Origin of the sequence: Sorangium sp. So ce128, from assembly GCF_051525245.1 — a bacterium.
Taxonomy (GTDB): domain Bacteria; phylum Myxococcota_A; class Polyangia; order Polyangiales; family Polyangiaceae; genus Sorangium; species Sorangium cellulosum_B.
The window spans coordinates 1,584,206-1,597,686 of sequence record NZ_CP150313.1 but is presented as its reverse complement, the minus strand read 5'-3'; the positions used below and the strand labels follow the sequence as shown (position 1 = coordinate 1,597,686).

Annotated in this window: 11 protein-coding genes; 7 read left to right on the top strand and 4 right to left on the bottom strand. The window is 73.7% G+C overall.

Annotated elements, in window-relative coordinates; translation table 11 throughout:
* The first annotated feature begins 84 nt into the window (after positions 1-84).
* The 4 genes from WME82_RS06125 to WME82_RS06110 all read left to right on the top strand — a co-directional run bounded on the left by WME82_RS06125 (position 85) and on the right by WME82_RS06110 (position 3,521).
* Positions 85-891, top strand: a complete 807-nt coding sequence (locus tag WME82_RS06125) for a hypothetical protein (RefSeq protein WP_438042047.1) — start codon at positions 85-87, stop codon at positions 889-891.
* A complete protein-coding gene (locus tag WME82_RS06120) occupies positions 888-2,186 on the top strand; it encodes a hypothetical protein (protein WP_438042046.1) in 1,299 nt (432 codons plus the stop codon). The genes WME82_RS06125 and WME82_RS06120 overlap by 4 nt, the downstream gene beginning before the upstream one ends.
* Before the next feature lie 98 nt (positions 2,187-2,284).
* Positions 2,285-3,121, top strand: a complete 837-nt coding sequence (locus WME82_RS06115) for a hypothetical protein (RefSeq protein WP_438042045.1) — start codon at positions 2,285-2,287, stop codon at positions 3,119-3,121.
* A gap of 136 nt (positions 3,122-3,257) precedes the next feature.
* Positions 3,258-3,521 (top strand): NifU family protein, encoded by a 264-nt coding sequence (locus WME82_RS06110; protein ID WP_012233706.1) that lies wholly within the window; start codon positions 3,258-3,260, stop codon positions 3,519-3,521.
* Between the two features lie 209 nt (positions 3,522-3,730).
* Here WME82_RS06110 and WME82_RS06105 read toward each other — a convergent pair whose 3' ends face one another.
* Positions 3,731-4,585 carry a hypothetical protein gene (locus WME82_RS06105; RefSeq protein ID WP_438042044.1) on the bottom strand — a complete coding sequence of 285 codons (855 nt, stop codon included), beginning with the start codon at positions 4,583-4,585 and terminating at the stop codon, positions 3,731-3,733.
* Positions 4,586-4,876: 291 nt separating this feature from the next.
* Here WME82_RS06105 and WME82_RS06100 point away from each other — a divergent pair, with 291 nt between their 5' ends.
* From WME82_RS06100 to WME82_RS06090, 3 genes are all read left to right on the top strand, one after another.
* Positions 4,877-5,470: a cobalamin ABC transporter substrate-binding protein gene (locus tag WME82_RS06100; protein ID WP_438042043.1), complete on the top strand. Its 594-nt coding sequence runs from the start codon at positions 4,877-4,879 to the stop codon at positions 5,468-5,470.
* Entirely contained in the window at positions 5,467-6,285 is an 819-nt protein-coding gene (gene map, locus WME82_RS06095) for a type I methionyl aminopeptidase (protein WP_437744563.1), read from the top strand. Before WME82_RS06100 ends, map begins: the two co-directional genes overlap by 4 nt.
* A gap of 179 nt (positions 6,286-6,464) precedes the next feature.
* The gene (locus tag WME82_RS06090) at positions 6,465-7,997 is read left to right on the top strand and encodes an FAD-dependent thymidylate synthase (protein WP_438042042.1); all 1,533 of its coding nucleotides are present in this window, start codon (positions 6,465-6,467) and stop codon (positions 7,995-7,997) included.
* A 177-nt stretch (positions 7,998-8,174) separates the two neighbouring features.
* Here WME82_RS06090 and recN read toward each other — a convergent pair whose 3' ends face one another.
* From recN to WME82_RS06075, 3 genes are all read right to left on the bottom strand, one after another.
* On the bottom strand, positions 8,175-9,872 hold the full coding sequence (recN, locus tag WME82_RS06085) for a DNA repair protein RecN (protein WP_438042041.1): 1,698 nt from the start codon (positions 9,870-9,872) through the stop codon (positions 8,175-8,177).
* 34 nt (positions 9,873-9,906) lie between these two features.
* Positions 9,907-12,360 (bottom strand): hypothetical protein, encoded by a 2,454-nt coding sequence (locus WME82_RS06080; protein WP_438042040.1) that lies wholly within the window; start codon positions 12,358-12,360, stop codon positions 9,907-9,909.
* Positions 12,361-12,588: 228 nt separating this feature from the next.
* Positions 12,589-13,401 (bottom strand): hypothetical protein, encoded by an 813-nt coding sequence (locus WME82_RS06075; RefSeq protein ID WP_438042039.1) that lies wholly within the window; start codon positions 13,399-13,401, stop codon positions 12,589-12,591.
* Between the last annotated feature and the right edge of the window lie 80 nt (positions 13,402-13,481).

The following is a 13,481-nucleotide window of genomic DNA, read 5'->3' as shown; positions in this document are numbered from 1 at the left end:
GCTGCCCGCGTCGGCCGCGCGCGCCCCTACAGCCGCAGCGCCGCTGCGCTTGCTCGCGGAAGCCCTGTTTGCTACCTGGCGGACGTGCGTTCCCGCCCCATTCCCTGTGACGCGCGGCAGCGCCGGTGGAGCCAGGCGCTGCTCCTCGCCCTCGCGGCCACGCTCGGCAGCGCCGACGCCCTGGCGCACGGCGGAGGAGAGAAGCCGCTCGCCACGGTGCCCGCGCCGCCCCCCGGCGACGGCGCCAAGGCGGCGCAGATCCTCCGCGAGATCGAGGGCCGCGTCGCGCCCCCGCCCGCAGCCGTCGCCGGCGAGAAGGCCGCCGGCGGCGAGGAGACCGCTGGCGGGGCGCCGAGCGCGGCGAGCGGGCCTTCGCCGAGCGCCGCGAAGGTCGTGGCCGAGCCGATGGCGCACGCGAAGCGCGCGCTCCAGCGCGCGCACGGCGCGCGCGCGGCGGGCGACGCGACGAACGCGCGGCGGCTCGACGCGGTGGCCCTCGAGTGGGCGGAGGCGGCGAGGACGCTGCTGCGCGCCGCCGCGGCGGAGGCGGCGGCCGTGGAGGCCGCGAAGCGCGCGCGCGAGGTCGAGACGAAGCTCGAGCGGGCGCGCGCGCTGCTCGAAGAGACGCAGGCGCGGCGAGGCCGCGCCGCGGCGGAGCTCGAGCGGATCGAGGCCGAGGCGCGCGAGGCGACCAGGGCAGCGGCGAACGTCGAAGCGCAGCGGATCGAAGCTGGCAAGAGAGGGGAGAGAGGGGCGGCGCCCAGGGAGGCGACGCCCGCGACGCGGGGGGCGCGAGGGGCCGAACAAGCACCCACCGCGGCGCCAGGCGCCGGGCCCAAGGGCGGCGCCGGCAAGGCGACGGCTCCGGTGGGCCAGGAGGGCACGCCTTGAGCGCGCGTCGCCTCGCAGGGATCGCCGTCGCGGGGGTGCTCCTCGGCGCGTGCGCGCCGATCCCGCGGCCAGCGGTGCTCGATGAGCTCGATCACGTCCGCGCGGGGGCGGCCGCCGCCGAGTCGAAGCGGCACGCGCCGGGCGCGTTCGCGCGGGCGGAGAAGCTGCGCGGCGACGCGCTCGCCGCGCTCGAGAGCGAGGATCGATCCGGGGCGCAGATCCTGGGCGAGCAGGCCATCGCGGCGCACGCGCACGCGCACGCGCTCTCGCGGGTGGCTCGGGCCGAGGCGGCCGAGACCGAGGCGAAGGCGCAGCGCTCCGCGGGCGAGGCGTCGCTCGCGGGCCTCGAGGCCGAGCAGTCGCGCGTCGCGGCCGAGGTCGACGCGCTCGACATGCGGACCAAGGTCGCCCGGGACGCGCAGCCCGTGGTCCCGTCGGGCAAGGCCGATGCGGATCGCGAGAAGGCGCGCCTCGCCGCCGCGCGCTCACTCGCGCTCCAGGCCCGCTTGCTGTGCGGCGCGGCGCGCCTCCTGATCGCACCGGCGCCGCAGGACAGCTCGCAGCCCGCAAGCGCAAGCCCCGCCGGACCCCAGCCCGCAGGCGCGAGCCCCGCCGGCGCGCAGCCCTCGGCCGCAAGCCCCGCCGGACCCCAGCCCGGCAGCGCCCAGCCTGGCAGCGCCGAGCTCGCGACGCAGCTCGAGGGGGCGACCGCCGCGATCAAGAAGCTCGACGCGGAGCTCGCCGAGGCGAGCAGCTCCACCCGCGCCCTCCCGGCGCCCATCGACCAGGCTTCCCGCGCCAGGGCGGGCTGCCTCGCCGCGCTGACGGCCGCGCGCCGCGCCGCCACGCCGGTGACCCGCGCGCCTGGCGCTGGTGACGCGCTCCTCGCAGAGCTCTCGGCCGCAGGCACCTGGTCGCCCGTCCGCGACGATCGCGGCATCGTTGTCACGCTTCGCGGGCTGTTCGCCGGCAACGCCCTCACGAAGGCCGGCGAGGCGCGCCTCCGCGACCTCGCGCTGGTCGCCACGGCGCACCCCTCCTTTCCCGTGGCCGTGGTCGTGCACACGGACCGGGAGATCCGCGCCAGGGAAGAGCCCGCGTGGGCGGCGCGGGCCGATGCCGTCGTCCGCGCCCTCGGTCCGGCGCAAGGTGCGACCGCCGCGGGGGCGCCCGCGGGCCCGTCCATCGCGCCGTTCCTCGCGGGATCCGCGTCCCCGGTCGTCGATCCGGGGGGCAGCGAGCGCGCCCGCAACGCCCGGGTCGAGATCATCTTTGTAACCCCGGAAACCCTGTGAGGCGTGATGGTCCCGGCCGCCGGAACTCCGCTCGCCTCGGAGAGTCGTTCTCGATGATGCGCTCTTCCACCTTCGCCCGAAGCGAAAGCAAGCCTGCCGTGCTCGCCTGTGCGCTGGCCGCCGCCCTCGGGAGCGCGTGTCAGGAGGACGGCAAGACCTCCCAGAAGCACGCCGCGGAGCTCTGCGCCAAGCTCGCGCCGGTCGTCGCGGAGGACGTCGGCCAGGTGCGGACGGGCCTCCCCGCGGGCTCGCAGAAGCTCGCTGCGCTGGTGGACACCGACCCGGGCGCGAACCTGCTCGGGCTCCAGAAGGCGATCGCGGGAGCGCGCGCCTCGGTGAAGAACCTCGAGTTCGCGAAGAGCACCTTCTTCTCTTTCGCCGATCCGAGCGGCACGGTGCTGCGCAGCGAGGCCGATCCGGACATGCTCGCCAACAGGTCCGTCCTGGCCTCGTTCCCCGAGCTCAGGAAGGTGCTGGCCCCGGGCAGCGGCGTCGTCGAGGCGTTCGGGGAGATGCAGGAGATGCGTGGGGTCAGGAACGGCCCCGATCTCCAGTGGGTCGCCGTGCACCCGGTCACACGGAGCGGCGGCGAGCTCCAGGGCCTCTTCGTCACGGGCTGGTCGTTCCGCGCCTACGCGTACCGGCTGCAGGAGGCGGCCAAGCGCGACATCGCCGAGATCGCCAAGCGGGACGGGCTGAAGTCGACGCCGCTGCTCTACGTCTTCGCGTGGAAGGGCGCGAAGGCGTACGGCGGACCGGTGACGCCCGACGTCAACACCGAGGCGCTCGAGAAGCTGGACTTGCCGGTGAAGACGGCCTCGGGCCCCTGGAGCGGCACGGTGGAGATCGCCGGCCGCACCTTCGGCGCTGCGGCGCAGCGCGTTCCGGAGCTCGCCGCGGACGCCGGCGTCGCCGCGCTCGTCTCGACGCTCTGAGCGCGCCCTCCGGGGCGGTCCCCCTGGCTACGGCCCGGGTGCTGTCACGGCCGGCGGCGGGCCTGGGGGAGATCTCCTTATCGAGCGCTACCGTGCTAGGCTGTCGCGACGGGCTCGCGCTGCCGAGCTCACCCCCATGCCGGCTTCCATCGATCAGCTTCTCAAGGTTTGCCGCGAGGTGATCGCGCCGCTCGTCCGAGCCGACGGCGGTGAGCTCTACATCGTGGCCGTCGAGCCCGATCACCTGACGCTCCACCTGGCCGGCGCGTGCTCGGGCTGCCCCGGGGCCATGCTCACCGCGCGCGCGGTGATCGAGCCAGCGGTGCTCGCCGTCGCGCCGTCCGCGCGGGTCATCGTGACGAACGGCATGCGTGTCCCCGACGGCGCCTCCCTGGCCTGAGGCGGGCACCCGCTGCGGAGACGGGCCCATCTCGACGTTTTCGGTGCTCAGCGCACTGGAGTGCGCTTCCGCGCCGAAAACGCCGATCTGGACCCGTCGCCTGTGCGGGTGACCGCCTCAGGCGGGCTACTGGGACGAACGGGGAGAGAAGAAAAAAGGGTGCGATGAGCTAACACGAGGGCCGGACGGGGGCGCGGCGGGTCGTGGGGCTACTTCTTTTTGCCGGGCTTGTCGGCGGAGGGGGGCGGGGCGGGAGGGGGCTCTTCCTTGCGGACGGCGGAGGCGACGGCGGGGTCGATGGCGTTCGCGTCGACCGGCTTGTTGGGGCGGAGCGAATCGAGGCTGCCCAGCGTGACCAGGTCCTCGTAGGCGAACGCGATCTCGGAGTCGTTCCGCTCGATCGCACGGAAGTGCGTGGCCGCGTCCTTCCAGTCGACCTCGTTGACGTAGCGGCCCTTGTCCGGAGCAGGCGGCGTCACGCGGCCAGGCACCCCGAACGCCGTCGCGAGCTTGACCACGGCGGACGCATAGTCCTTCCCGCGGGCGGCCTTCTCGCCCAGCGGGTGCTCGTCGATGATCTTCCAGAGCTTGTCCTGGATGAAGAAGAAGTACCGCTTCCCGCTCTCGCGGGTCAGCGTCATCATCGATTCCTTGTTGAGGTAGGTGTACTCGCCCTTGAGCGGCGTCGCGTCGATGCCGGTCGGCAACCCGCCGAAGTCGATGCGGCTGCGGCGGAACGCGCTCTTCTCCTCGGCGAGCTCCGCGTCGAGCGCCCTCATCTTCACGCCGGGCGAGATCACCTTGTAACGCGGCACGTACGCCTCATCGAGCATCTTGTCGATGACCGCCGCCACCTGCTTGGTGGTCATCCCCCAGGCGATGCCCGAAGGCGTCAGCGCGATCGTCTTCTTCGTCACCGGCGTATCGGCAGGCTTGGCAGGGGCCGCGGCAGGCGCCCCGCTCGTCCCCCGCTTCTGCTGGGCAGCCGCCACGGTCGCACTCGTGATCGCCGCAAGGCCCAGCCCCAGAGCCAGCGCCGCTCCCAGGAGCCTCTTCGCTTTCATGTTCCTCCTCCAGCCGGCGCAGGCCCTGTCCCTGCGCTCTGTGCAATCGCAAAAGCCAGGAAACCCAGCCCGGCAAGCCGGAGAACGCTAGCACCTGCGGTAGGACAGGAGAATAGGTTCTCCGCACCGAGCGGGGTCGACCGCCGTTGGACGATCGCTCGGCCGGATCGATGGAGAGCGAGCGCGAGGCGGATCGCGACGAGGGCAAAACAGCCTCGACAGCGCCTGTGGCCGGTGTGTGCCGGGTCCTGACAGGGACCGGCCGACGTGCTACGAGCTCTGGCCCCAAGGATGATCCCTGCCGCCGGTGCTGCACCTTTGCGCCTTGCGCTCGCCGCGCTGGCGACCGTTGGCCCCGCCGGCGGCTGCGTCGCCGATCACGAGCGCCCCGCGGCGTCCGTCGATCCGCAGGCCGGCCTGCCCCCATGGGAGGGGCGCGCACGCGAGGTCTTCGACGACAACATCGAGCCTGCCGCCGTGGGCTTCTCGCTGGACGGCCCCTCGCCAAGATCCGACCTGTTCCTCCGCGAGAGGGCGCAGACGGGAGACGTGGTCGCGCGGGTCCGCGTCAACACGGTGACCGTCGACTCGATCGGCGAACAGAGCACCTACCACCTCGGGATCCAGGTCGGCTACCCTCCGCTGGCCACACCCCGGGCGCCGGACCGGGCGTTCGAGCTCCACATCCGGCCGCAGAGCCGCGCGTTCGGCGTCGCGAAGGCGATCGACGCGCGGCTCCGCGGGCTCACCTTCATCGCCTTCATCCGGCGCTTCGCCGGCGAGGCCGGCGAGCCGGAGATCCACTGGCACCTTTCACCTGATACAGCGGAGGTCGCCGCGGCCGTCAAAGAGGCCGTCGTCCTCGGGGAGCTGTCTGCGCCGTGAGCAACGTGAGCATCAAGACGGTCAAAGAAGTCGACGCCCTCCGCACGGCCTCACAGATGGCTGCGGAGACGCTCCTCGGCGTCGGCGAGATGATCCGCGCCGGCATCACCACCGAGGACATCAACACCTTCGTCCACGAGGACACGATCCGCCGCGGCGGCTACCCCGCGCCGCTCAACTACCACGGGTTCCCGAAGAGCGTCTGCACCTCGATCAACGAGGTGGTCTGCCACGGCATCCCGTGCGATCGCGTCCTCGTTCCGGGCGACATCATCAACGTGGACGTCACCACGATCTACAACGGCTTCTACGGCGACACGTCCGCGACCTTCTACATCGGCAAGCCCTCGGCCGAGGCGAAGCACGTGACCGAGGTGTCCCGGCGCAGCCTGCAGCTCGGCATCGCCCAGGTCCGGGACGGGGCGCGCCTTGGCGACATCGGGGCCGCCATCCAAGAATTCGCCGAGGGCGAGGGCTGCTCGGTGGTGCGGGCCTTCGTCGGGCACGGCATCGGGCGGCGCTTCCACGAGGCGCCGCAGGTCTCGCACGTCGGCAAGTACGGCAGCGGCGCCCGCCTCCGCGCCGGCATGTGCTTCACGATCGAGCCGATGATCAACCTCGGCACCTACGAGGTCGAGATCCAGGAAGACAAGTGGACCGCGCTGACGGCCGATCGCTCGCTGTCGGCGCAGTTCGAGCACACCATCGTCGTGACGAGGAACGGCTGCGAGGTGCTGACCCGTCGCAGCCGGCCGCTCGCGAACAGCGAGATCTTCCCCGATCCGTTCGCCGTCTCCGCGGCGCGAGCGCTCTGACGCAGAGCGCGCTCGACGACGCGCACAACGCCGAACGCGCGCCGCGCCCGGACCGCGCGCGCCGGCCAGCCCCGGCGACGAGGGCCTGCGCGGCGGTGCGTCGACGTGGCCCGGATCTGTCGATCGGAAACCCAGTTTTGTCGACCGTCCGGCCTGCGATTGGGAGTAGAAGCAGGTGCATGGCCTTGGACGAAGCGTCGCGTGCCCGAATCGCGCCGTATGTGTCGAGCCCGACGGCCGACGTCTTCTCGCTGTCGGGTCTGCCGGAAGAAGTCATCGCCGTCCTGTTCGCGTACTACTCGCGCAGCCGAGACGATCTGCGCACCAACCTGGCGCGCCTGCTCGGCGACGAGGAGCTCGACGTCGCCCCGGAGGCCGACGGCCGGCCGCGCCGGGGCCTCGCGTTCGCGTCGGACAAGGCGCGGAGCTTCCACGAGAAATGGGTCGTGGGCTACGGCCACGCGTCGGTCGCCGAGCACGCCGTGGTGCACCTCGCGATCGAGAACGTCAGCATCGTCGCCTCCAAGGTGATCGAGGACCTGCGGCTCGGCTCGTACACGGAGAAGAGCACGCGCTACGTGGTCTTCGATCAGCACTCGTTCATCGACCTGCCTGAGCTCGACGCCGAGCACGCCGCGAAATACAACGCCTCGAGCGAGCGGCTCTTCGCGACCTACCTCGACCTCGTCCCCAGGGTGACCGAGCGGCTCGGCGCGCGCTCGCCGAAGCCCGAGAAGATGTCGGACGCCGCCTACAAGGGGGCGCTGCGCGCGCAGGCGTGCGATCTCCTGCGCGGCCTCCTGCCGGCGGGGACGCGGACGAACATCGGCCTCACCGCGAACGCGAGGGCGCTCGAGGTCCTGCTCACGAAGATGCTGTCGCACCCGCTCGAGGAGGTGCGCAGGGTCGCCCGCGACATGCACACGGCGGCGCTCGCCGTGACCCCGACGCTCGTGAAGTACGCCGCGCCGAACGAGCTCCGGCAGACGCTGCAGGCCAGCGTCGCCGCGGCGATGAAGCGGGTCTACACGCCGCCGGACGAGGGCGTGAGCGCGACGATGGTGATCAACCAGCCTGTCCGGCTGGTGCGCTACGACAAGGACGCGCTGGAGCGCGTCGCGCTCGCGCTCGCGTACGACGGGAGCGATCCGGGCGTGCACGCCTACAACCTGGGCGACGCGCTCCACCGCGCGACGCTGCCGGAGCTCATCGGGATCGCGAAGGCCGCGTGCGAGAAGCGCGGCCCGTACGACGCGCCGCCGCGCGCGTTCGAGGCGTCGACGATGACCTTCGAGCTGATGCTCGACTACGGCGCGTACCGCGACCTGCAGCGCCACAGGATGCTGACGCCGGCGACGCAGCGGCTCACCTGCCGGCTCGGCTTCGAGACGCCGCAGGCGCTCTCGGATCTCGGCCACGCCGAGGCCTACCAGGACGCGATGCTCGCCGCGCGCGACGCGTGGAACGCGATGGAGGAGCGCTACCCCCTCGAGTCGCAGTACGCGGTGCCGCTCGGCTTCCGCGTGAGGACCCTCTGGACGCTGAACCTGCGCGAGCTCTTCCACGTCATCGAGCTCCGCTCGGCGAAGCAGGGGCACACGAGCTACCGGCGCATGGCCCAGGGGCTCTACCGCACCGCGATCACGGTGCACCCCTGGCTCAAGGACCTGATCCGCGTCGATCTGAACGACTACGCGCTCGCGCGGAGCTGATCCGCTCCTCGCACCCCGCCTCGGGTACGCCGTCGCCCTGGATACGCCGTCGCAGAGCGGCGGTCACCCGCACAGGAGACGGGTCCAGATCGGCGTTTTCGGCGCGCAAGCGCACTCCGGTGCGCTGAGCACCGAAAACGTCGAGATGGGCCCGTATCCGAAGCGGGTGACCGCCGCTCAAAGGCGGGCTGCTTCGATGAGCTCCGTCGCGGCCCTGATCGACGCGCCGGTGACCTTCGCCCCCGACAGCATCCGCGCCACCTCGGCGATGCGGTCCTTCTTGTCGACGCGCGTGACCGAGCTCTTGGCGATGCCGCCCGCGTTCTCCTTGGCGACGACGAAGTGAGCGCCGGCGAACGCCGCGATGGGCGCGAGGTGGGTGATGCAGAGCACCTGGTGGTGGCGCGCCACGTCGCCGATCGCGCGCCCGATCTTGTCGGCGACGGCGCCGCCGACGCCGCTATCGACCTCGTCGAAGACGTAGAGCCCAGCGGGCCCGCACTCCGCGAGCACCCGCTTCAGGGCGAGCAGGGCGCGCGAGAGCTCGCCGCCCGAGGCGATGCGGCGCAGGGGGCGAGGCTCGATCCCCTTGTTGGGCGAGATGAGGAACTCGACGCGGTCGATCCCGTCCTGGCCGAGGCGGGCGCCGTCGACGACCAGCTCGGCGCGGTCGCCGCCGTGCGGCTCGATGTCCACGACGACCCGCGCCCCGCCCATGCCGAGATCGGCGAGCTCCGAGGAGATCGCGGCGCCGAGCTTCTCGCCGGCCTTCCGCCGCTTCGCCGAGAGCTTGCGGGCGCGCTCGGCGGCGACGGCGAGCAAGACGTCGCGCCGCCGCTCGAGCTCCGCGACGTGGCTCTCGACCCCCGAGAGGCGCTCCAGCTCGGCCGCGAGGCGCGCCCGCGCGGCGAGCACGTCGTCGAGCGTGGGGCCGTGCTGCCGCAGCAGGCCCTCGAGGCGGTACATGCGATCCTCGATCTCGGAGAGGCGATCCGGGTCGGCCTCCGCGCGCTCGGCGTAACGGGCGATCTGGCGGGCCGCCTCGCTGAGCTCCGTCCAGCAGCCGTCGACCGCGCGGGCGACATCGTCGAGCGCTGGATCGATCTCCGCCGCCGCCCGGAGCTCCGAGGCGAGGCGCGCGAGCTCGTCGCACATCGCGTCGTCCCCTTGATCGAGGCGGGACGCGGCGCGCCGCGTGATGTCGTGCAGGCGGCCCGCGTGGCGGAGCCGGTTGCGCTCGGCCGCGAGATCGGCGAGCTCGCCGGGGCGCGGCGACAGCGCGTCGATGGCCTGGAGCTGGAAGGAGAGGAACGCCTCGCGCTCGCCGCGGCCGCGCTCGAGCTCGCGGGCGGCCCTGAGCTCGGCGGTGAGCGCCTCGAGCGCGCTGACGTCCGCCGCGAGCTCGCTGCGCGCAGGCACGAGGCGGCCGAAGCGATCGAGGTAGCCGAGGTGCGTCGACGGATCGGTCAGCGCGACGCTCTCGTGCTGCGAGGCGACGTCGGCGAGCTCCGGGGCGAGCGCCTGGAGCTCGCCCGCGGTGCAGAGACGGCCGTTCAGGTAGGCGCGCGAGCGGCCGGTCGCCTGGACCACGCGGCGGACCACGAGCTCGCCCTCGCTCGCGATGCCGGCGGCGTCGAGCATCGCCATCGCGCGATCGGAGCCGCGCACGTCGAAGAGCGCCTCGATCTCGGCCTCGTCCGCGCCGGGGCGGACCTGCTCGGCGCTCGCGCGGCCGCCGAGGACCAGCGAGAGCGCGCCCACGACGATGGACTTGCCCGCGCCCGTCTCGCCGGTGAGCACGTTGAACCCGGGCTCGAGCCGGAGCTCGAGGGCGTCCATCAGGATGAAGTTCTTGACCCGAAGCGCGACCAGCACAGCGGCGGGAGGATAGAAAGCTTTCGACCCGTCGTCAGCGGATCTTCACCTGCTTCATGACGGTGACCGGAATTCCTTCGAAAGGCGGCACCGCGACGTCGCGGAATGCAGCGGCGATGCACCCGGCGGTGGCGGTCCCGACCAGGTCGCCCCCCTCCACGCGCGCCGACATGGCCTTCCCCGTGGGCGCGAAGGTGACGGCCACGCGGGCCGTGCCGGTGAGGCCCTCGCCGGTGCACCCGGCGGCGGCCGCCGCCGCGGACGCGAGGACGCTGGACGCCGCGCTCTGATCGAAGCGCGCTGGCTCGTCCTTCGCCGGAAGCAGCGGCGCCGGCGGCGGCTGCTTGCCCGCCGGCTTGGCGCGCTCGGGCTCGCTCGGCGCCGCGGCCCGGGCAGGGCGCTCGGGTACATCAGGCTTCTCGCTGGCCTGCGGCGCGGCGGTCGCCGCCGGCGCAGCGGTCGCCGCCGGCGCAGCGGTCGCCGCTGGCGCGGGGTTCACCGCCGGCGCGGCGGTCGCAGCTGGCGCAGCGCTCGCCGCCGGCGCGGCGGTCGGCTCGGGTGCCGCCCCGGGAGCAGCCCCTGCCTGCACGGGCTGCGGCGGTGCAGCTGGCTCGCCGGCAGGGCCGGCGGAGGCGGCCAGCGCCTGCTCCGCAGGGCCGGGAGCGGCGGCCGGCGACTCCGCGACCGGCTCGTCGTCCAGGGACGGCTCCCGGTCGGCGGTCTGGCCAGCGGGAGCCGCCGCGGCGGACGACGGAGGCGGCACCTCGGGCGGCGCCGCAACGAGCGCGCCGCTGCCCGCGGGCGCGCCCTGGGTCGCCACGGCGCTGGACGAGCGGCCGTGAGCCTGCGCGAGGTAGAGCGCAGCGCCGAACACGATGAAGACGACGGTCACCCAGCCGGCGAGCGCCATGTTCTGGCGCGATGCCGGCGTCGAGAAGGAGCGCAGCTTCTCGGACACGAGGGAGCCGGCCGTGATCGAGGTGCGCACCGGCGTCTCTTCCCCGGAGGACGTGTGTCCCTCGACGGCCAGGAGCTCGGGCTCGACGGGCTGCGAGGGGAACGAGGAGTCCGAGCTCCGCCCATCGGCGGCGTCATCGAACAGCCCGCTGTTGATGCTCAGGATCTCGTGATCGGCCCGGTCCTCGTTGCGGCGCGCCTCGCCCTCCTCGCCGGGCGGCGGCGCCATGCTGCGCAGGTCGATCAGGCCCGAGGTCTCCTTGCGCTCGGCGCGCCCGCGAGGCTCGTTCTGGCTGGGCCAGTCGCCCGCCGCGTGGGCGGTCGACCGCGGGGAGAGGTTCGTGAGCGCGATCGGCTCGTGCGACGGCCGCTCGTCGCTCCCCTGATCCCGCGGCCCTCCCGCGGCGCCCTGCGCCTCGGCCGCCTTGGACCTGGCGCGATCTCGCCGCTGCTCCTCGGCGGCGCGCGGCGGGCCCGCGGCCGGCGACGGGGCGAGCGAACCCAGCAAGGCGAGGTCCGCCGGAGAGGCGTCGGCGGGCTGCGCGGCGCTCGGACCGGACCGGGCGCGCCGCGCGGACGGCATGGGCTGAGGGGCGAGCGCCGCCATCGCCTGCACGTCCTGGAGCCGGAGCTCGGGCGACGAGCGGTGCGACGACGGCCGGCCCTCGTCGATGGACAGCGGCGCCGACGGTATCTCGGAGAGCGGCGCCGGCGGCATCTCCGACGGCGGCGCGATGGGCCGCGCGGAGCCGCCGGCGCGCGGGACAGCAGCGGTCCGCGGCCGCGCCACCGGCGACGTTGTGCGCTGCTCGCGCCGCGCCGGCGGTCGCGCCGGGACCGGCGTGCGCGGGGTCGCGCGGGGCACGGCAGCGGGTTCGGGCGCGGGCGCGGGCTGGCTCGCGCGCTCCTCCTCGAGGGCGTGCGCGCCGAACGAGAGCGAGGGCGGCTCGACGCCCGGGGAGAGCATCTGCGCGAGGTCCTGGATCGAGACGGGATCCGAGTCGGCGGGAGGGAGCGCGGACGGGCTCCTGCCGGTCGGCGCCGCGCCGCCGCGGGGCGTGTCGTCCCAGGAGAGGCCGGCGAACGTGCGATGCCGCGCCGGGACCTCACGCCGCCCCAGCCCGCCGTCCGGCGTCACGACGGCGTGCTCGAGCGAGGCCTCGGCCGCCGCGTAGAACGCATCCAGCGCCCTCGGGCTGGACTCAGGCGCGACGTCCAGCTCCTGCTGCGCGATCCGCTCCGCGAGCGTGAGCCCTCGCCTGCGCCCGGCCGCCTCCGGCGCCGCGCGCCGCTCCGTCTCGCCCGCGGGCTCCAGCCGGTGCTGGATGCCAGCGCCCGGGAGCGTCGTCTCGGCGTCCAGCACATCGCTCGAGAGCCCGGCCCCCCTCTCCGAGCGGCGCCCGGAGGACGGCTTCGCGCGCTCCGGCTCGCTCGACGGCTCTCGCCGGTCGCGTCCGCTCGCGGAGCTCGGAACGCCCGAGGGGGAAGACCGTGGCTCACCCCTCTCGGACGCGGATTGCTTGCTCTTCATGCGACACGTCTTGCAGACAAACGGCAAGGACGGACGCATCTCGCGTCCTACACCGATCTCCACGTAGGTCCTGCAGAGAGAGCAGGCGAGTTGCACCTTGAGAAGAGAATCGCGCAGCTCGCCAGCACGCGCAATCTTCTTCACAGGTGACCAGGGCGGTCGTCCTCGGGCTCGCCCGCTCCGCCCGGCTCCGCGCCGCGGGATTCCGCCGGATCCCGCTGGATTCGTCTAGGCGGAGGGCTCACCGGCGGGCGCCGGCAGGGGCGCGGGCGGGCGCACCCAGCGTTGCTCCAACCAGTCCAGCGAGACCGACGCGCTCCGCAGCGCCGCGTCGACGGCCCGCGCGACCGGATCGGGGGCGGGGGCTGACCCGGAAGCGCGGGTCGACAGGATCCAGTTCGACAGCTCGTAGTGGTGGAGGAGCGGCGCGAACCGGTGGGCGTCGAAGCCGGCGAGGATGTCCGCGGCGCGGCTCAGGCGATCGCAGCCCACGAGCGCCGTCGTGACGTCGAAGAGCAGGGCGCGGAGGTCCTCGAAGGCGCGCTCCGGGTTCCCGGCCACGCTCTCCAGGAGCGCCTCGAACCCGGCGTCGGAGAGGCCGGCCGCCTCGGCCGCCTCGGCCATCGCGGGCACCTGCGTGGCCAGGAAGTCGGAGCCGGGGGCGTGCCCAAGGAGGCGCCCGACGAGGTACAGATCGAACGCGCTGGCGATGGCCTCGGCGAGCAGGAGCGCCTCCGCGCTGGGCGGAGCGCCGGCGCCCGCCGCCGTGAGCGCGCGGTGGGCGAGGTGGTGCCACGCGACGTGCGCGACGACGTCGGCGGCGAGGTGGTCGCCGGCGATCAGGTCGCCTTGCTCGCTCTGGCTCCAGAACGTCAGGTTCAAGAAGACGACGCGATCCCAGCTCGCCTCGCCCTCGGGCACGCGAAAGCGGTACCCGTCGCGCCGGAGTGCCTGCTTCAGATCGTCGTAGAGCGCGACGTGCCGGAAGGAGCGCTCGTCGTCGATGGTCAGCTCGTCCAGGGTCAAGGTTCGCAGCTTCACGCGGCGGACATTAGACCCGGAACGTTTCGTCAGCCACAGCGGAGGCCGGGGGAGGATAGCCCCGGCGGAGGCCTGGAAGA

What these genes read in the sequence shown, in the direction of transcription:
- WME82_RS06080 (WP_438042040.1), bottom strand. Translation starts at nt 12,360, where the DNA reads ATGAAGAGCAAGCAATCCGCGTCCGAGAGGGGTGAGCCACGGTCTTCC.
- WME82_RS06090 (WP_438042042.1), top strand. Translation starts at nt 6,465, where the DNA reads ATGGCCTTGGACGAAGCGTCGCGTGCCCGAATCGCGCCGTATGTGTCG.
- WME82_RS06105 (WP_438042044.1), bottom strand. Translation starts at nt 4,585, where the DNA reads ATGAAAGCGAAGAGGCTCCTGGGAGCGGCGCTGGCTCTGGGGCTGGGC.
- WME82_RS06110 (WP_012233706.1), top strand. Translation starts at nt 3,258, where the DNA reads ATGCCGGCTTCCATCGATCAGCTTCTCAAGGTTTGCCGCGAGGTGATC.
- WME82_RS06100 (WP_438042043.1), top strand. Translation starts at nt 4,877, where the DNA reads ATGATCCCTGCCGCCGGTGCTGCACCTTTGCGCCTTGCGCTCGCCGCG.